This is a genomic window from Dehalobacter sp. DCM (assembly GCF_024972775.1).
Lineage (GTDB): Bacteria > Bacillota > Desulfitobacteriia > Desulfitobacteriales > Syntrophobotulaceae > Dehalobacter.
In genome coordinates this window covers 1,224,129-1,241,684 of sequence record NZ_CP092282.1, presented here as the reverse complement: position 1 = coordinate 1,241,684, position 17,556 = coordinate 1,224,129, and the positions used below count along the sequence as shown (strand labels likewise).

Genomic DNA, 17,556 nt, shown 5'->3' with positions numbered 1-17,556 from the left:
TCATCCTCTCATCCCAATGGTTGTTACCATCATTTCATCCTGATTTTGTTTAATCCGTATGTCAATTTGATAAGCCCTCTGTGCTTGAATAAGATCTGCCATGGCTGTCATGATATTGGTATTGGATTTTTCCACCATGCCGTTTTGGATCGTGCCGAAACCCTCTTCGCCGGATGTTCCTTCAATGGCTTTACCTGAGGCATCTGTCGCATAAAACATGGTGCCGCCGGTTTGCTCCAAACCATCCGCATTTGCAAAACGGTACAAGGATATTTTCCCAAGTTCAATAAAGTTGTTTGCGTTTTGCCCTTCTTCGGTTTCTGCGCCAGCCGTGCCTGCCTCTGCCGTTTCGGTGGCTGTTTTTAAACCATATATCGTTCCGTCGCTGCCGATACTGACTTCAGAAACATCCTCAGGCACAACTACGTTGGTTTCCAGGGTCATACCTTCATTATTGACCAAGTTTCCTGCCCCGTCAACCATGAACAACCCTGCGCGGGTATAACCTATCCTGCCATCTGAAGTTTTTACCTGAAAGAAGCCTTCACCGCTTACCGCAAGGTCCAGAGGGTTGCCGGTATTCTCCAGCGCCCCCTGGCTAAAATCATAGCGTTTGCCATCATATGGGTTAAGGCGGATAACCGGTAGCGTCGTTTCCGGAAATCCGCCGTACAGGGCAGCGGTATTGCTTCTGTCCTGAGCATCATAACTTTCCTCCAGAGACAACAGCTGTTGTTTGAAGCCGGTTGTCGCGGTATTGGCCAGGTTGTTGGATATCAAGTTCATACGGTTTTGCAGTGAATGGAGATAATGTGCGGACACCTGCATCGGACCATCTCCTCCCCTTTATTTACCAATTTATATCAACACCAAATGATTAGGGTATTTACTATTTTGGCGCATCAATTAGTTTTGTCAACGCTACCTGTTTTCTTTCGCCATTAACTGCGTTTCAGGTTAATCAATTCTTCAAGAAGAGAGTCGGAAACGGTGATCACGCGGGAGTTTGCCTGGAAGCCACGCTGAGTAACGATCATATCCGTAAATTCCTGGGAGAGATCCACGTTAGACATTTCCAGATAACTTGTTGTAATGCCACCTTTCCCACTATCCCCCGGATATCCCAGATTTGCTGTCCCTGAGTTATTGCTCGTTGTATAAAAATTATTTCCTTCGTAACTCAATCCAGTGGGATTGCTGAACGAAGCCAAAGCAATTCGGGCTATTTCTCGGGTCATTTGGATGCCGGTGGAATTATCAACAAACACTCCGGTAATAACCCCTTTGGAATCAATACTATAGCTATCCAGTGAATAGCCGGTGATGAGTGGGTCTGCCGTTGTATCTGCATCATCGATACTATCGGCATCTGACACTTTAATCTTCTTTAAACTGGTGCTTAGGGTTTTATCAAGATAAGTAGGGGTGGCAACCGTTAAATCCTGGTTCAAATAACCTTGAACATAGGCACCAGTATTGTTATCAACTAAATATCCGTTTTCATCAAAACCAAAATTTCCTGTTCGTGTATAATAAGGTGTTCCTCCTTGATTAAGGACAAAGAACCCACTCCCCTGGATCATCATATCCGTATCTTTTCCAGTATACTGCGAACTGCCCTGGGTACCGATTATTTCTACGGACCCGAGAACACTGCCGAGACCGACCGCTATTCCGTTGGTTCCGCCAACGCCCGTGGTCGGTTTTGAAGCGTCCTGTATCGCTTGTCCGAGCATAGTGGCAAAGCTGGCTCTCTCTCTTTTATAACCGGCAGTATTGACGTTAGCAATATTATTACCGATAACATCCATGGATGTCTGATGGTTTTTTAGCCCCGTAATGGCTGAGTATAGCGAACGCATCATATGGCGTTACCTCCTAAACTTTTATCCCCCAACATTTAACATTCCGTCTCAACTCATCTTCTACATTACGTTTAGCCGGAATTCTTTACTTCAAGCACATTGTCTAAAGTTATTTCGGTATTGCCAATCAACACCGACAGGGACCCATCGACGAGTTTAACCGAGGACACAATCCCGCTTATATCATTGCCGTCCGCGTCCTTACCTGTCACTGACTTGCCGATCATAGCAGCGCCTTGAGTCAGAAGAGTTTGACTGCTTTGTGCTGTTAAACTATCCTTTAATTCCCCAATGTTCGACGCCATAGTGGTCATCTGTTCGAGCATACTGAACGTGGCCATTTGGGATACAAATTGGGTGTCGTCCATGGGCGACATCGGGTCCTGATTTTGCAGCTGCGCAATTAACAATTTAAGAAAAGCGTTTTGATCCAGACTGGCGTTCGCGTTTTGCTCAGCCCTGGTGGTGTTATTGGTCGCAGCTGTATTTCCAGCCGCGTTTATTCCGGCAACATTATTTACCGTCATGGTAATCCTCCTTTAGACACTGACATTAATCCTGCCGCTCTGCGCATAGGGATTCAGATAGGACGTAAATATGGGTGAAATCGTCATATCTTCTTCCTGCAGTGGTGTGTCAAGCGCCTCAGTATAACGATAGTGTCCTTTTTTCGGGGTTTGGTGATTACTCTGGTTTCCCAACTCCATTGAACCGCAGGTAACTCCGATATCGGCCAGACCCTCTCTTAGATCTTGAAGACTGTTCTGTATCAGTGCCCCGGTTGCTTGTTCACTGGCATTAATCACCAGATGAAGCTGTCCATCTTTCAAATGCATGGTTATATCCATTTTACCGAGTTCCTGAGGCTGTAACTGGATAGAAAGTGTGTTGATTTCCGCAGAGCGTATGTCCTGCTTTTTCAATGCGTCGAGAACTTGATCCCAGACCTTTCCGCTGCTCAATGCATCAGTATCCAGGGCATGTTCATCAATCATATCCGTCGTCATCTCTGTCTTATTCCCTGCTTGTGCTGTTAGAACAGAGCTCATGGTATCGTTTGCTTTATCGCTTGATTGCTCATTATTCGCAGCTGTCTGGGTTGTGCTGGAGCTTACCGCATTCAGAGCGTTGGTGCCGGATACCTCTGCAGCCGCTTCCGCCGCATTCAAATCATCCCGTATGCTACCGGTTGCTTGGTTGTCATTGCTTTTAGAAACAGATTTCCCGGCAATGACCTGCAGTAAGGCGATAGCTGCTGCGGGATTGTCTTGGGACCCCGCTTTCAATTCGGTTTCGGTTGTTATTGTCCCAGAGAGTTCCTTCAAGTAGTTCATCGTTGTATTATATTTATCCAACTCCGCTGGATCGAGAGAGTGAGCTTTAGAACCATCAATCCCTTGTAGTCCAAAAGCCTTCAGGTAGTTACCCAGCTTTAATCCTTCACCGTTAGTCAAGGATTCCCGTGTTTGTCCATTGATTCCCGTCGAAGCAAAGCTTTCCAGTGCTTTGTTCAGTGACATCATATCGATGCCATCTGCGCCGAGAGTCAAATCGGTAAGCAGAGTACTATTATGATCTCCTATTGATCCGGAAGTGGCCTCCATGCCAGCCGGAAATAAATTCTGGAGAACCTGTACGAATGCATTCTGCCCGATGATACTGTCCCCTTGTTCAGGACTGACATCACCGTCAGCGTCATCCGATAATTCTCCAGTTGGTGTTTGTCCCACAGCGTCCTGTGATAGGCAATTTTGAAGAAAAAGCGCGAACAAGAGAGAGTCCTGCTCCATCCCGGAGCCTTTGGAACCCTTATCTGCCGCGCTTGAATTCGTTTTCAGCTCTTCTGATCCTTTCGGCTGAGGAACACTTGCTATATTCATCCTTTCACCTCCATTAAGTATTGAAAAATGACTACTTAATTTATCGTAAAAAGACGTCTTTTACTTTAATCAATCTACCGAATAAAGACAATGGTTTATAAACCTAAAATAAATTCTTTTTCTGACGCCCAAGACTTCCTCTTAACCTTAATATTGCCTGGGAATGGATTTGCGAAATCCTCGATTCGGAGAGGTTCATGATCGCGGCAATCTCTTTTAACGTTAACTCTTCACGGTAATAAAGTGCGACAACCATTTTTTCTTTTTCAGATAATTTTTCGATGGCGTCAACGAGAATTTGTTTTTGTTCTTCTTTTTCAATTTGACTAAATGACTCCTGGGAGCTTTGATCTATTAGAAGATCAAGAGGGGATACTGTGTTGTCGTTAATATCGGTCGTATTGACATCTTCTAGTGAGACCAAGGTCATATATTGTCCCTGAAGCAGCGTTTCATTTAGTTCTGAAACAGTCATGTTCAGATAAGCAGCAGCTTCTTCTGTTGTTGGGCTGCGGCCAATTGTATTTTCCAGATAGGTAAATCCCTGCGTAACTTGTTTGACTTTCTGTCGCGCGGAATGCGGAACCCAATCCATCGCTCTTAATCCGTCAATGATTGAACCCCTGATCCTTAACGTGGCATATGTCTCAAACTTAACACCGCGGCTTGGATCAAATCGGTTAAGAGCATCAAGCAGACCGAAAACACCATAGCCATAAAGATCCTCCTGGTCGACATGTTCAGGAAGAGAAATTGCTAACCGGCCGGCAATACGTTTCACCAGCGGTAAATACTTTTCGAGATATTCTTCCGACCAGGAACCTTTTTTCATGACATATTGACCTTGATACATTCGCTGCGACACCTCCTTATGCGTCCTCTCCCCAGCCCATCTTCCTAACAATTTCAGCTTTCTTGGCGGTATCCGAAAGTCCGTCGATCACAGCATTGTTGATTTGCCCTGGGTAAACTGCCGATGACTGATTCTGTGCTGCTTTAATTTCATTCTCCAACTCATTGATCTCCCCGAGCAAAATGTCTATCTTAGCTGATCGGTTATCCTCCTCGACGACGGGAGGCGGAGATTCAAACTTCTTCCACAGTGCCCCCAGACCTTTGCCTAATATATAAATAAATGCAAAAGACAGTATTGTCCGCAGGATGATCGCAACGTAATCATAGCCATTAAATGCGGAAAATAAGAGTGCTATTATGGCTGCAGCTACGGAAATCCGAATCAAATACGTATTGAATGTTTGCTCGGTGAAAGACATCAAATCACCTTTTCCCCATGATTGATGGTTCTGACATTTAAATCACCTGTCTGAATATCGAAAGTGATGGTTCTGCCGAAATTTCCACCGATGTCGTATACCAAAAGCGGTATACCCGCTTTTTTCAATTCCTGCTGCACAGCTTCTGCATTACGTTCGCCTATTCGTAGCAAGGGTTTCTTATCGCCGAAAGAAAACATTTGAGCACCGCCGGCCATCTTTGCCTTTAGCCGGGACTTGATAACACCCAGTTTATAGAGTTCCTCCAGCATCATAACGATACAGGTATCCGCATATTTAAGCGGGTTCCCCTGTAGGCTCTCCACCGAGTTGGGCAGCATGATATGCGCCATCCCACCAATTTTCGCCTGAAGATCATAGATACAGACACCGATACAGGAACCCAGCCCCGCAGTCATAAGCTTGTCAGGCGATCTTCCTACTTTAAAATCAGCCATGCCTACCATGATTGTTGTATTCATATACCAAATACTCCCAACAATTTATCTAATGAACCCTCGTTCGGAATATAGAAGAACTTTCCTTTCATTTCTTCGACACCCGACAGTTTTGTATCAATAATCAGAACGTTGTCGTCAATAATTCCTTCTTCCAATAAAACCGCGTCCATGATCGCCCCGACCATATCGATAGCCAATGCAGGCACGGATGGATGGAGATTGATTCCGGATATTTCGGATAGGGCAATGACAAAAGAACTAACAAGAATATTTCCTACCTCGCGCAAAGCGGACTGTGCCATCTCATCTGAGAATAAGTCCGGACGTTCTGTATATCGCAGCAACGTCTGCGCAATGTATTCGGCACTTTCCAAAGATAGAATAAATAGTGCTTTACCGGGGGCGTTTCCTTCAACTTTAAGATAAAGCGCAACTTGAGGTGTATCATACTCCCCCAGTGCTTCGCTGAGATCTTTCAATGCGACCGTCCATACCTTGGGGACAGACATATTGATCCTGGTATCAAGGAGTTTGGATAGTGCGGTTGCGGCATGCCCCGAGCCGATATTCCCAATTTCTTTGAGTGCTTCGAGCCGAATTGTGGATATCTCCATAATTTAACCCAGTCCTTTCTTTCGAATCTCCCGTTGTATTTCAAATACAATACGAATAATTTTGTCACGCATTCTTTCGGTTATATCAAAAAACTCCACCGATATGAGGTATGTTTTCTCATCTTCCTTTTGAGAACGGATAACAAGGGCTGATAGTTTAAACTCGATGCCGCATAGGTTCCACTCCAGCATCAGCCGGGTGCGTACGGGTAATGCCTCTTTTGACTGAAAAAGCATCCCCCCGCCGCTTATATCATGCATATACCCGATTTTTTCCGGGCTATACGCTTCATTTTCCATTACGTAATATTTTACTGGGCTTATGGCTTGAACTCTGACATATCGTCTTCTTTGAATCTTATTGATTTTCTCCGGATATTCGATGATAAGCGTTGGAATGGGAACGTCATATCTTTTTAATACAGTCGCTGCAAAGGAATAGGCAGAAATTTCATTGGCAAACACCACTTCCAATGGCGTTCCGACTCTGAGCGGTATGAATTGGCCTTCTAAGACCGGAACACCAATGGTGATGATTTTCTGTCCGATTTCTTCGATTCTGGTTCGATATCTGCCCTTATAATCGCCGTCATGGACTATGATTTGTATGCTTAATCCTTCGAATAGTTCATCTGTGCTCAGTGTTAGTCCCCCCTGGCCATGATTGTTTAAGTAAAGTAGGTATTGCAGCGCAATCGATTGGTTATGTCGTTTTTTTTGTTATTTATTTAATTTAAGCAGGGATGTGATGAAGCCTTTTATACCATTGTTCGGTGTGGGTGGCTGTAAATAAACGCCGGTAACATTGCCTGCGATCCATTGGACACATTGAAACGCTGGGCTATGCTGCTGAGACAATCCGACTGGTCTTTGTTCCATTACAGAACGCCCTACTGACGGGTCATCATAGATCCAGCCCAGCAGATTAATCGGTATTCCAATGAATTTTTTCACAGCGCGTTCCAAGCGTTCAAAGGATTGATGTGCTTCTTGCTCATTTTTGATCCGGTTAACCACCACATTTATATTGTGTTTTCCCGAAGGGCTCTTAATTGATTTTATCAGTCCATAGGCATCGGTCATCGACGGCGGCTCCGATGTCAGCATAACAATCACATCGTCTGATGCGCCGATAAAATTCAAGACGGTATGACCGAGTCCCGCCCCGGTATCAATCAGCAGGATATCCGCCATTTTTTCCAACCGGCCAAAATTGACCAGTACATTTTTCAACTGCCCTCTGTCCAGATTAGCCAGCTCAACAACCCCGGACGCACCCGGCAACACCTTGATATCACGGCCTATCGGATAGAGGATGTCTTCGATCTTCTTTTCCCCGGATAGCAGATGCTTGATGCTGTATTTTGGCGTTATCCCAAAAGCAACATCGACATTGGCTAAGCCTAAGTCGCCGTCGAGGATAATTACCTTATAATTGTATTCAGCCAGAGCGAGGGCCAAATTCACAACAAAGGTCGTTTTCCCAACACCTCCTTTGCCGCTGCTGACAGCGATCACCCGCATTTTGCCGGGCACGGCTTCCACTCTTTCCTCCGCCAGTTTTCGGAGTGTACTGACTTGATCAACCATTCTGAATCCCCTTCCCTAGAACGTACCGGGTAAGTTTCTCTGAAGTAGCTGCGTCAATATCATCCGGAACATTCTGTCCGTTAGTTAAATAAGCCACAGGCAAATTGGTCGTTACCAATAAGTCCAGTATGGATCCAAGAGAATAACTCTCGTCGAGTTTCGTTAGGATCAAATGCGTAGCGATGGGTTTGAATTTATCAAAAACTTTGATTTGGTCTGCGAAACTGGTGGTTACACTGGTCACCAGCATGGTCATGTCAGGTTGTGCTTTTTTAAGAAAGGCATCGAGTTCCGACATATGGAGGTCATGTTGGGGGCTTCTTCCAGCCGTATCAATGAATATCAGTTCTTTGTCCCGGTGATGATCGATAGCTTCCTTCAAGCTATCGGGTGTCATAACCACTTCGACAGGGACTCCGATGATTTCTCCAAAAGTGCGGAGCTGTTCTACGGCGGCAACCCGGAAGGTATCCGCAGTTACCAGAGCGACTTTTCTTCTTTCAATGATACTGAACCCGGCAGCCAGTTTACCGATCGTCGTTGTTTTGCCAACCCCGGTTGGTCCCACCATGGCGACAACGAGGGTTTTTGTCTTTCGTGGCCGGATCGTGGTCGTATTGGTACAAAGAGCAGATACCTCGTTGGTTAAGGCAGAAATAACGGCATCGCTGGATTTCCACTCGTCATCACTCAGTTTCATTTTTAACTGATTAAGAAGGTTTGTGCTTAATCCGCTGCTTATACCCTGTTCGGTCAAATAATCTTTCCAGTCCCTATACGGTTTGCTTTCCGCTTGTATCTGATAGTCTGTATTATCCAGATGGCCTTTGATCTCTTTGAGTATGCTGTGCATTTCTTTGATTTCTAAATTTGCATACTCAGTTAATTCCGACTTTGCTTCATTTTTCCACGTATTCTCGTTTTCCTTATCCCGATACGCTTCGTAGGCTTTCTTGATGACATCCGAATTAATGTGTCTGTTATGTTCTTCAGCTATTTCCAAAGATTCCAACCCAGCCGCTATGTCGAGGGGGGGCTGGATTTTTTCTTCGATGGCTGCGGTGATTTCCACTTTGGTCCGGGCGAAAAAACCCAGGAATCCGCCTTCTTTGATCTGGCGTGTTTGAAGAATGACAGCCTCAGGCCCCAGATCCTTCTTGATTTTACTCATTGTATCCGTCACATTATCACCGACAAACCGTTTAACCCTCATTGTCCAGCACCACCATTCCTAATGCTTGTACTTCGACACCTTGTACCAATTCGTTATATGACAGGACAGCCAACTGGGGCAGCTGTCTTTCAGTCATCCTTTTCAAATTTATCCTGACCACTGGCGCACAGAGTATCACCGGCGTATGACCGTTTAGGACAACTCTTTCTACCTGGGCTCCGATGCGTTTTAAGAGTCTTTGCAGAATATTTGGATCAAGATTAACATAACTGCCATAATCCGAAGGTCTCAGGTTATCAAGAATCATCTGCTCGATTCGCGGATCCAGCGTAATTACAGGCAGTTTTTTCTGCGGATTGAGAAAGGGCTGAATGATTTGCCGGGCAAGCCCTTGACGGACATGTTCCGTCAATCTGTCAATATCCTTTGTCATAACCGCATGATCAGCCAATGTTTCCAAGATGGTGCTCATGTCTTTGATGGATACCCGTTCCCTTAGCAAATTACCCAACACCTTCTGGACATGTCCCAAGCTTAAAAGATCCGGGATAAGCTCGTCCACTACCGCGGGTGACTGCTCTTTGACATGGTCAATAAGCTTCTTCACATCTTGACGGCTCATAATTTCATGCGCATGGGACTTGATGACTTCGGTCAAATGCGTCGCCAGCACCGTCGGTGTATCAACGACCGTATACCCGAACATTTCAGCCTTTTCCCTTACCGAGGCTGTAATCCATTTGGCATCAAGACCAAACGCCGGTTCTTTGGTTGGAATACCCTGTATCGATTCATCTTCCATACCACCGCTGAAAGCTAAATAATGCTCAGTCATCAAATCGCCGCTGGCCACCTCTGCTCCTTTAATCTTTATACTGTATTGATTCGGCATGAGGTTCATATTATCACGTACCCGGATCACGGGGACGATAAAGCCCAGCTCTCCGGCTAACTGCCTCCGGATCAAAATGATCCTGTCCAAGAGATCCCCGCCTTGGCCGGAGTCCACAAGTGGAATGAGCGCATAGCCAATCTCCAATTCCATATAATCAACGCCCAGCATATTCATGATGTTTTCCGTTTTCTTCGCTTCGTCCACGTTGCTTTTGGCAGCCGCCGCCATTTCCTGTTTCGCCGTCACTGCCGAATTTCGCTGCAGATAATATCCGACACCCGCCGTGGCAACAGCAAGGATAGTTAGCGGGACAACGGGTAAGCCAAGCATGGCTAAGGCAATGAGTACCCCGGAAGTGATATATAATGCCTTTGGGGTACTGAAGAGCTGTTTCGTCAGATCCTGACCCAAGTTAGAATCGGAAGCGGCCCGGGTGACAACCAGACCCGTAGCTGTCGATATCAAAAGTGCCGGGATCTGGGTAACAAGTCCGTCACCGATGGTTAACAGCGTATATGTATAGAGCGCCTCGGTAATCTCCATCTTGTGCATGATCATGCCGGTAATAAAGCCGCCGACAATATTGATGAGCAGGATGATGATCGCAGCAATGGCGTCCCCTTTGACGAATTTACTGGCACCGTCCATAGCCCCATAAAAGTCTGCTTCTTTCTGGATTTTTTGCCTCCGAATCCGCGCTTCCTGGTCATTGATAATACCGGCATTAAGATCAGCGTCAATACTCATTTGTTTCCCTGGCATCGCATCCAAGGTAAAGCGTGCGCCAACTTCGGAGACGCGCTCGGCACCTTTCGTGATGACAATAAACTGAACAACAACAAGGATAGCAAAAACAATAAAACCAACCACCGGATTCCCTCCGATAACCAACTGTCCAAACTGTTGGATTACTTGACCGGCTTCTGCTTCTTGTAAAATAAGCTTAGTTGTCGTTAAATTTAAAGACAAGCGGAACAGGGTCATAATTAAAAGTAGGGACGGTAGCACGGAAAAATCCAACGGATCTTTGGTAAAAACGGCAAGCATCAGTATCAGGACGGAGCCGGTGATATTGACGGTGATCAGAATATCCAATAATTCCGCAGGTACTCCGATAACCATGACAACAATGATCCCGACGATGGCGATAGCCGCGATAATATCGGTATTTCTTATAATTCTTCCACTCGTGGTCGATGTTGCCAAAGCCATTATCCCCCTTTGTTGCCGCTTGTTTAATTCGTCTGCTAGGCACTGGTATTGGTTCTGCGTTTATTGAGGCGGTAGACAAACGCCAGTATCTCCGCAACCGCTTTATATAACTCAGCCGGAACGGCTTCTCCCAGGTCAACCTGGGAATAAAGCGCACGGGCTAAAGGTTTATTCTCCATAATAACGATTTTGTTCTCTTCAGCAATGGCTCTGATTCTCAGCGCCACTTCATTCTGCCCTTTAGCCACAACATACGGTGCGGCAAATTTAGTCTGATCATACTTTAAGGCGACGGCATAGTGCGTCGGGTTGGTAATGACAACATCGGCTGTTTTAAGGTCTTGCATCATTCGCCGCATTGCCATCATCCGTTGTCTTTTTTTGATTTGGCCTTTGATTTGCGGGTCGCCTTCCATCTGTTTAAATTCTTCTTTAATTTCTTCATGGGACATGCGAAGATTTTTTTCGTATTCCCACCATTGGTAAAGAAAGTCTATAAGTGCGACGATAAAGAAAGCGAGAGCAATTTTCCAGGCCAGTTCAAAAAGCAAATCACTGAGCAGGATAACCGATTGCCCGACAGACACTGTCTGCAGTGCAGGGAAAATGCTCATATTACTGCGCAGGACATCATACAGGAAATAGCCTATGATGATTACCTTGAGGAGGGACTTAACCAACTGGACCAGGGCTTTTAATCCAAACATCCTTTTTATTCCCTCTAAGGGATTAAGCCGGGATAACTTGGGCATGATCGGGTCGATTACAAATAAAGCACCTACCTGAAAATAATTTACGGCAATGGCAACAACGAAAGCTACCCCGAAAATCGGTGCCATGATATAAAGACACTGTTCCATCATGGTCACAGCGATGTGACCAACGGACGATATCGTCCATTCCGTGTTAATACTGGTCACAATGACAAAAAGTTTAGCAATACGGTTAAACACATCGGGAAGCCAGATTCTCAGTACACCGACCATTGCCAGAAGCATAACCGCAGAAACGAGTTCCTGACTTTTTAGGATTTGGCCCTTTTTTCGTGCTTCTTGTTTTTTCTTGGCAGTTGCCGGGAACCTTTTTTCTGCTATGTGCTCCACCCCCTGAATAAGTCATATAGCCACTCAATGCTGTTTTCAAAAATTCGGGATACAGAGTCACCAAATGCCGGCATCATCAGCCAGAAGACAGCAAATCCGAAAATAATCTTTACCGGAAATATGACTGAGAAAATATTCAGCTGGGGGACTGTTTTTGATAATAATCCAACCCCGATATCGGCCAGAAAGATTGCCCCAAAAATCGGCATGGCAATCTGAAGAGATAAAACGAAAACCTTTGAGGTAATCGCGATAAAGAATGCAGGACTGTAAGATAGACCCGTTGGATTAATTGGAAGATAGTGATAGCTTTTTACAATTGCAGCGAGAATATAGTAGTGCGAGTTTGTTGCCAGAAGCAGCATCGTTGCAATCAGTGCCAGGAAACTGCCAGACAATGGGCTTTGCATTCCATTGATTGGGTCAATGACATTTCCCATTGTGAAACTCATTTGGTAATCAATCAACTGGCCTGCACCCTGCATGATGTTGGTTATCAGGTTCATCAGAAAACCCATGACCAACCCCATTAAGGTTTCTTTAATCAATAGAGCAACCCAGGGGAGAAGTTCTGCCGGTATGACAGGGTTTGTTGCGCTGATCATAGGAAAGATGACTGCAGATAATCCGGTTGCCAATCCAAGTCTGACGATCACGGGTACCCCATTCGCCCCAAAAACCGGCGCCAGCATCACCATGCCCGCCCATCGGGCCAGGATCAATAAGAATAAGGATACGTTCCATTGCAGAAGGTCCGATAAATTCAATTCACTTCCTCCGCATCAGTATCGGGCATAGGATGCAATATCCGTGAAAAGGTTCGTTGTGAAGCCTGTTAACACGTTCAGCATCCATGGGCCGAGGATAATGATTACCACCGCAATTCCAATAAGCTTGGGTATGAATGAGAGTGTCTGTTCCTGAATCTGGGTCATTGCCTGAAAAACACTGACAATAAGTCCGATGAGCAAGCTCACTGCTAAAATAGGTCCACTGACCATGATGGCTGTTCCAACCGCTTCTTTTGCTATCAAAAGGATCTGATTCTCTGTCATAGCATCTTTATCCCTGCCTCTTTTTGTTGATTCGCTAGCTAAAGCTTGAAACCAGTGACTGTACCACCAATGACCACCCATCGACCAGAACAAATAGCAAGAGCTTAAACGGTAAAGAGATCATCATTGGCGGCAGCATCATCATCCCCATCGACATGAGTGTACTCGAAACGACCAAGTCAATGATGATAAATGGAATAAATATCGCAAAACCCATTTGAAACGCTGTCTTTAACTCACTGATGACGAAAGCCGGAATCAGAACATAGGTCGGGATATCGCCATATGTTTTAGGCTTTTCCATCTTAGACATACTGACAAATAAGGCAAGGTCCTTTTCCCGGGTTTGCTTGAACATGAACGTTCGCAAGGGTTGTTCCGCTTTGTCAATAGCCTCTTCTTGCGTGATCTTACTCTGCATATACGGTTGCAGTGCATTGGTGTTGATATCCTGAAAGGTGGGCATCATGACGAAAAAGGTAAGAAACAGGGATAAACCGATGATCACTTGCGTCGGCGGAAGTGTCTGTGTGCCGAGCGCGTTACGGACGAAAGACAGAACGACGACAATCCGGGTAAACGATGTCATCATGACTAAGATTGCCGGAGCGAAGGAGAGGACTGTCACGAGCAGAAATAATTGAACTGCAGAGCCGGTCTGTCCTAAGTCAAGGGTTACGTTCATTTTCTCTCCTCCTCGAGATAGCGTTCCAGCTCAGCAGAAAAGGAATTACCCTTTCCCTTCCGTCTGAATTTGTTCATTACTCCGGACAGGAATCGATCCATTTTCTCCTGTGGCTGCCGGGCGATTTCATCCAGGATCTCCGCAGCAACATCCACATCGTCGATTTCTGCTACTTTGGATATGTGGTGGTCTGTTCCCCCCAGTACCTGAATCTTCCCTGCAATCTCCACCAGATAAAGTGTTTGTTGACCGCCTAAAACCTGTCGATCCAGTACTCTTACCCAGGAAGACTCTATGTTGCGAACAGAATAGCGATTCAGTTTTTTTATCATCCATAGAGCAACAAGAAGTATGATCAAAAAGACAACAATGGTACCGATCGTACCCGCCCAGGAAATTGTTTCCGGGGCTGCTGCCGTTGTTGGTGTAGTGGGATTGTAAGGCTGACTTTCTATTCCATTCATTATTTTAATGCCTTAGCAATCGCTTCCAGCACACGATCGGCCTGAAATGGTTTCACAATAAAATCCTTGGCACCGGATTGGATTGCTTCAATAACCATGGCCTGCTGACCCATGGCACTGCACATAATGACTTTGGCCTGGGGATCTCTTGAGCGGATTTCTTTGACTGCCGCCAGTCCATCCATCTCAGGCATCGTTATATCCATGACGGTGATGTCCGGCTTGAGATCCATATATTTCTCGACTCCGATCATCCCGTTTTCGGCTTCTCCGACAATCTGATAGCCATTATTTACCAGAATGTCCTTCAGCATCATTCGCATAAAAGCGGCATCATCAACCAATAATACTCTTTTACTCACGTTTTCTCCTCCTCAATTTAAAGTGTCGATTCGATCATTTGGGTTGACAATTTCTGTAATTCGAATTCCAAATGTCTCGTTTATGACAACGACCTCGCATTTCGCAATGAGCTTGCCGTTGACAATCATATCTACGGGTTCACCGGCTAAACGATCGAGTTCCACCACGGACCCCGGACCGAGATCCAAAATCTCTTTGATTGTTTTGGTCGCCTTACCCAATTCTACATTGACTTGCAGCGGGACATCGTATATCAGCCCCAAATTGTTTTGCATCCCTGCCATGCCGCTGGGTGACAGCGGCGCAAATTGAGCCGGTTGAACAAAGGTTGGTGGGTTTTTTGGCATCGTATAATCCGTTGTCGGCTGCCATGGCTCCTCCATCACTGGAGGCATCATCATCGGTTGGCTTGGTGCTGTCGATCCCATCTGAGCGCGCATTGACGGCGCAGCAGATGCCGCCAGGGGTGGTGTCGGAGGATGCTCAATCACCGGATCTTTTGTTGTGGATGTATAGATCTGGCCAATCAATTTTTCTACCATTCCTCTTGCGACATCAAACGGCAAAACCTGGATCAGCACACTGTCAATGATGCCTTCAATCGCCATGCGAAAAGATACTCTGACTACTGGTTCGCTGGTACTGAGGCCTTTACTTAATTCCTGCTCCTCATTATCCAGTTCGGCCAGAATGACCCGCGGCGGGGTAATATCGACCACGGAATTGAACATCGTCGACATCGAGGTAGCCGCAGACCCCATCATCTGGTTCATTGCCTCTGAAATCCCGCTTAACTGAATTTCGGAAAGATTAGTGGAAGGTGTATTTCCAGTACCACCCATCATGAGATCGACAATAATCGACCCATCCTCTCGGGAAAGTACCAGCATATTCGAACCTTCGATCCCTTTCTTGTATTTGACATCAATAAGAACATGCGGCACAGGGTAATCTTCCATTATTTGTTTCGCAGTCGTCACATCAACTTTGGGTGCCGTGATTTCGACGCGTTTACCCACAAGCTGGGATAAGGTGGTCGCGGCTGTGCCCATGGAGATATTGGCGATCTCTCCCATGGCGTCCATTTCCATGTCAGAGAGTTGTATACTGCCTTCGGCTAAAGGAGATTCCTTGACTTCTTCTGATCCCGCATCCATTGCACCTGAAAGCAATGCATCGATTTCTTCTTGTGAAAGCATCCCATTACCCATCTGCATTCCCCCCTTTAGCTAATACTTCTGTAATCTGAACTGCGATTCTGTTTCCATAAACTCCTGGCATTGCCTTGAATTTCATATAGTCACCGACAAAGACAGCCAGCGAATCTTTAATATTCTGGTTTAACGGAATAACATCACCTCGTTCTAAATTAATCAGATCCTGAATTGTGATCTGTGCCTTACCAATAACGGCTTTCAACGGTACTTTTGCCCATTCGATTTTTTCTCTGATGATCTCTTTTTGCTCTTCCGAGATCGACTTCTCCCCGGATGAAAAAAGCATCAGACTATTCAGTTTCTCCAGCACGGGTTTCATGACGATATAGGGAAGGCACACGTTAATCATACCGATTTGTTCATTGATCTTAACTTCGATAGTTACGACAACGACCATTTCATTCGGTGCCACGATCTGCGTAAACTGCGAATTAGTCTCCACATTGATCAGTTGGGCATTTGCCTCAAATATGTCATTCCAAGCATCCCCCATCAATTGAATGATCCTGCCCAACCGGTTGACAATGATTTTGCGTTCTATTTCAGTCAAATCACGGTTCTTGGTCGGCACCATGCCATATCCGCCCAGAAGTCTTTCTACCATGATAAAAGCGAGAGAAGGACTGATCTCCATTAATCCGTTTCCATCCAGTGGGTTAAATTTAAATATCCCCAGAATGGTTGGAAATGGCAGTGACCGAATAAATTCATCGTAAGTCAATTGCTCTGTTGACAAGACTTTGGCATCGACTGCGGTATGCATGTTGCCGGCAAGGTATGTAGCCAGAGATCGGCCAAAATTATCATAAATGTTCATCAATGAATTCAGATGGCCTTTGGAAAATTTATTGGGTCGTTTAAAATCGTATACTTTGATTTTATGGGGACTGGTCATCTTTATCGCTTCTTCATCAACAGAACCATCCGATAACGCGTTGAGCAGCGCATCAATTTCTTCCTGAGACAGTACCTCACCCAATCCTACCTCTCCTTTCTTCTGCGATCTGTCAATTTCGCCTGGGATACGGTCATCACAATACGGTCATTTTAATCATACATAAAGCTAATAAACAGAACATCTTGGATTTGATCATCGCATATCTTATTCAGCTCTGTCACCAGCTCTTTTTTCAAATCCTCGCGGTTTGCCGTCCGCATATCCTCCAGGTCTTTAGAACCCATAACAGCAATCACTTTATCCTCAAGAAACGCGGCTTTTTCTTCGATCTCCTCACTGGACTTCTTATCAACCCCTTCCAGAACTACCTTAGTCTTAACGATGCCTCCGCCATCCAGGTTTATCGTAAATTCGGAGAGCTCAACGAGGGGCCCAATTTCATCCTTTGTGCTTTCATGCGATTCGGCAGTGTCTTGGCCCGTATTTGGCAGAAATTTATCCTTCATTAACATGCCGCCGGCGCCGACACCAATCCCGATGACAAGGATGAGTATGTAACTGATGATTTTTTTATTGATTTTAATCTTCATTAACCTGTGGTCCTCCTCTGAATTCCGGATGGCATCGCCTTTTGAATTCGGCGACCCGCTCAATGATAACCTCAATTGATTCTTTGACGACGTATTTTTTTTCATTGGTCAGTGTGATAATTGTATCCGGTGTCGCTTCCGCCGTTTCGATCAGATCCGGATTCATTGTGAACACTTTACCGTTTATCCGTGTCAGATAAATCACGATACTCCTCC

The 17,556-nt window shown here is 45.5% G+C and carries 22 protein-coding genes; all 22 read right to left on the bottom strand.

What is annotated here, in order from left to right; translation table 11 throughout:
- The 22 genes from LPY66_RS05985 to LPY66_RS05880 all read right to left on the bottom strand — a co-directional run bounded on the left by LPY66_RS05985 (position 1) and on the right by LPY66_RS05880 (position 17,545).
- Positions 1-828: a flagellar hook-basal body protein gene (locus LPY66_RS05985; protein WP_337987185.1), complete on the bottom strand. Its 828-nt coding sequence runs from the start codon at positions 826-828 to the stop codon at positions 1-3.
- Between the two features lie 113 nt (positions 829-941).
- On the bottom strand, positions 942-1,865 hold the full coding sequence (locus tag LPY66_RS05980; RefSeq protein WP_337987184.1) for a flagellar hook-basal body complex protein: 924 nt from the start codon (positions 1,863-1,865) through the stop codon (positions 942-944).
- Between the two features lie 71 nt (positions 1,866-1,936).
- Entirely contained in the window at positions 1,937-2,392 is a 456-nt protein-coding gene (locus LPY66_RS05975) for a flagellar hook capping FlgD N-terminal domain-containing protein (RefSeq protein WP_337987183.1), read from the bottom strand.
- Positions 2,393-2,404: 12 nt separating this feature from the next.
- Positions 2,405-3,745 (bottom strand): flagellar hook-length control protein FliK, encoded by a 1,341-nt coding sequence (locus LPY66_RS05970; protein WP_337987182.1) that lies wholly within the window; start codon positions 3,743-3,745, stop codon positions 2,405-2,407.
- A gap of 103 nt (positions 3,746-3,848) precedes the next feature.
- Entirely contained in the window at positions 3,849-4,598 is a 750-nt protein-coding gene (locus LPY66_RS05965; protein WP_337987181.1) for a FliA/WhiG family RNA polymerase sigma factor, read from the bottom strand.
- A 16-nt stretch (positions 4,599-4,614) separates the two neighbouring features.
- The gene (locus LPY66_RS05960; RefSeq protein WP_337987180.1) at positions 4,615-5,019 is read right to left on the bottom strand and encodes a hypothetical protein; all 405 of its coding nucleotides are present in this window, start codon (positions 5,017-5,019) and stop codon (positions 4,615-4,617) included.
- Positions 5,019-5,501 (bottom strand): chemotaxis protein CheD, encoded by a 483-nt coding sequence (locus LPY66_RS05955; protein ID WP_337987179.1) that lies wholly within the window; start codon positions 5,499-5,501, stop codon positions 5,019-5,021. The genes LPY66_RS05960 and LPY66_RS05955 overlap by 1 nt, the downstream gene beginning before the upstream one ends.
- A complete protein-coding gene (locus LPY66_RS05950) occupies positions 5,498-6,094 on the bottom strand; it encodes a chemotaxis protein CheC (protein ID WP_337987178.1) in 597 nt (198 codons plus the stop codon). Before LPY66_RS05950 ends, LPY66_RS05955 begins: the two co-directional genes overlap by 4 nt.
- Before the next feature lie 3 nt (positions 6,095-6,097).
- Positions 6,098-6,703, bottom strand: a complete 606-nt coding sequence (locus LPY66_RS05945; RefSeq protein ID WP_337988033.1) for a flagellar brake protein — start codon at positions 6,701-6,703, stop codon at positions 6,098-6,100.
- A gap of 111 nt (positions 6,704-6,814) precedes the next feature.
- Positions 6,815-7,684, bottom strand: a complete 870-nt coding sequence (locus LPY66_RS05940; RefSeq protein WP_337987177.1) for a MinD/ParA family protein — start codon at positions 7,682-7,684, stop codon at positions 6,815-6,817.
- Positions 7,677-8,897 (bottom strand): flagellar biosynthesis protein FlhF, encoded by a 1,221-nt coding sequence (flhF, locus tag LPY66_RS05935; protein WP_337987176.1) that lies wholly within the window; start codon positions 8,895-8,897, stop codon positions 7,677-7,679. The genes LPY66_RS05940 and flhF overlap by 8 nt, the downstream gene beginning before the upstream one ends.
- On the bottom strand, positions 8,887-10,965 hold the full coding sequence (gene flhA / locus LPY66_RS05930; protein WP_443112462.1) for a flagellar biosynthesis protein FlhA: 2,079 nt from the start codon (positions 10,963-10,965) through the stop codon (positions 8,887-8,889). Before flhA ends, flhF begins: the two co-directional genes overlap by 11 nt.
- Before the next feature lie 35 nt (positions 10,966-11,000).
- Entirely contained in the window at positions 11,001-12,068 is a 1,068-nt protein-coding gene (gene flhB, locus LPY66_RS05925; RefSeq protein WP_337987174.1) for a flagellar biosynthesis protein FlhB, read from the bottom strand.
- Positions 12,056-12,835, bottom strand: coding sequence for a flagellar biosynthetic protein FliR (gene fliR / locus LPY66_RS05920; RefSeq protein WP_337987173.1), 780 nt, complete (start codon positions 12,833-12,835; stop codon positions 12,056-12,058). Before fliR ends, flhB begins: the two co-directional genes overlap by 13 nt.
- Positions 12,836-12,850: 15 nt before the next feature.
- Positions 12,851-13,123 carry a flagellar biosynthesis protein FliQ gene (gene fliQ, locus LPY66_RS05915; protein ID WP_337987172.1) on the bottom strand — a complete coding sequence of 91 codons (273 nt, stop codon included), beginning with the start codon at positions 13,121-13,123 and terminating at the stop codon, positions 12,851-12,853.
- A gap of 34 nt (positions 13,124-13,157) precedes the next feature.
- Positions 13,158-13,808 carry a flagellar type III secretion system pore protein FliP gene (gene fliP, locus LPY66_RS05910; protein WP_337987171.1) on the bottom strand — a complete coding sequence of 217 codons (651 nt, stop codon included), beginning with the start codon at positions 13,806-13,808 and terminating at the stop codon, positions 13,158-13,160.
- Complete coding sequence (locus LPY66_RS05905; RefSeq protein WP_337987170.1) at positions 13,805-14,272, bottom strand: FliO/MopB family protein; 468 nt, start codon at positions 14,270-14,272, stop codon at positions 13,805-13,807. Before LPY66_RS05905 ends, fliP begins: the two co-directional genes overlap by 4 nt.
- Complete coding sequence (locus LPY66_RS05900) at positions 14,272-14,634, bottom strand: response regulator (RefSeq protein ID WP_337987169.1); 363 nt, start codon at positions 14,632-14,634, stop codon at positions 14,272-14,274. The genes LPY66_RS05905 and LPY66_RS05900 overlap by 1 nt, the downstream gene beginning before the upstream one ends.
- A gap of 12 nt (positions 14,635-14,646) precedes the next feature.
- Positions 14,647-15,846, bottom strand: coding sequence for a flagellar motor switch phosphatase FliY (gene fliY, locus LPY66_RS05895; protein WP_337987168.1), 1,200 nt, complete (start codon positions 15,844-15,846; stop codon positions 14,647-14,649).
- Entirely contained in the window at positions 15,839-16,831 is a 993-nt protein-coding gene (gene fliM / locus LPY66_RS05890; RefSeq protein ID WP_337987167.1) for a flagellar motor switch protein FliM, read from the bottom strand. Before fliM ends, fliY begins: the two co-directional genes overlap by 8 nt.
- A 68-nt stretch (positions 16,832-16,899) precedes the next feature.
- Positions 16,900-17,340 (bottom strand): flagellar basal body-associated FliL family protein, encoded by a 441-nt coding sequence (locus LPY66_RS05885; RefSeq protein WP_337987166.1) that lies wholly within the window; start codon positions 17,338-17,340, stop codon positions 16,900-16,902.
- On the bottom strand, positions 17,330-17,545 hold the full coding sequence (locus LPY66_RS05880) for a flagellar FlbD family protein (protein ID WP_337987165.1): 216 nt from the start codon (positions 17,543-17,545) through the stop codon (positions 17,330-17,332). Before LPY66_RS05880 ends, LPY66_RS05885 begins: the two co-directional genes overlap by 11 nt.
- Positions 17,546-17,556: the final 11 nt, after the last annotated feature.

Excerpts from the sequence above, each read along its gene's own strand:
- LPY66_RS05985 (WP_337987185.1), bottom strand. The coding sequence starts at position 828 with ATGCAGGTGTCCGCACATTATCTCCATTCACTGCAAAACCGTATGAAC.
- LPY66_RS05980 (WP_337987184.1), bottom strand. The coding sequence starts at position 1,865 with ATGATGCGTTCGCTATACTCAGCCATTACGGGGCTAAAAAACCATCAG.
- LPY66_RS05975 (WP_337987183.1), bottom strand. The coding sequence starts at position 2,392 with ATGACGGTAAATAATGTTGCCGGAATAAACGCGGCTGGAAATACAGCT.
- LPY66_RS05970 (WP_337987182.1), bottom strand. The coding sequence starts at position 3,745 with ATGAATATAGCAAGTGTTCCTCAGCCGAAAGGATCAGAAGAGCTGAAA.
- LPY66_RS05965 (WP_337987181.1), bottom strand. The coding sequence starts at position 4,598 with ATGTATCAAGGTCAATATGTCATGAAAAAAGGTTCCTGGTCGGAAGAA.
- LPY66_RS05960 (WP_337987180.1), bottom strand. The coding sequence starts at position 5,019 with ATGTCTTTCACCGAGCAAACATTCAATACGTATTTGATTCGGATTTCC.
- LPY66_RS05955 (WP_337987179.1), bottom strand. The coding sequence starts at position 5,501 with ATGAATACAACAATCATGGTAGGCATGGCTGATTTTAAAGTAGGAAGA.
- LPY66_RS05950 (WP_337987178.1), bottom strand. The coding sequence starts at position 6,094 with ATGGAGATATCCACAATTCGGCTCGAAGCACTCAAAGAAATTGGGAAT.
- LPY66_RS05940 (WP_337987177.1), bottom strand. The coding sequence starts at position 7,684 with ATGGTTGATCAAGTCAGTACACTCCGAAAACTGGCGGAGGAAAGAGTG.
- flhF (WP_337987176.1), bottom strand. The coding sequence starts at position 8,897 with ATGAGGGTTAAACGGTTTGTCGGTGATAATGTGACGGATACAATGAGT.
- flhA (WP_443112462.1), bottom strand. The coding sequence starts at position 10,965 with ATGGCTTTGGCAACATCGACCACGAGTGGAAGAATTATAAGAAATACC.
- fliQ (WP_337987172.1), bottom strand. The coding sequence starts at position 13,123 with ATGACAGAGAATCAGATCCTTTTGATAGCAAAAGAAGCGGTTGGAACA.
- fliP (WP_337987171.1), bottom strand. The coding sequence starts at position 13,808 with ATGAACGTAACCCTTGACTTAGGACAGACCGGCTCTGCAGTTCAATTA.
- LPY66_RS05905 (WP_337987170.1), bottom strand. The coding sequence starts at position 14,272 with ATGAATGGAATAGAAAGTCAGCCTTACAATCCCACTACACCAACAACG.
- fliY (WP_337987168.1), bottom strand. The coding sequence starts at position 15,846 with ATGGGTAATGGGATGCTTTCACAAGAAGAAATCGATGCATTGCTTTCA.
- LPY66_RS05885 (WP_337987166.1), bottom strand. The coding sequence starts at position 17,340 with ATGAAGATTAAAATCAATAAAAAAATCATCAGTTACATACTCATCCTT.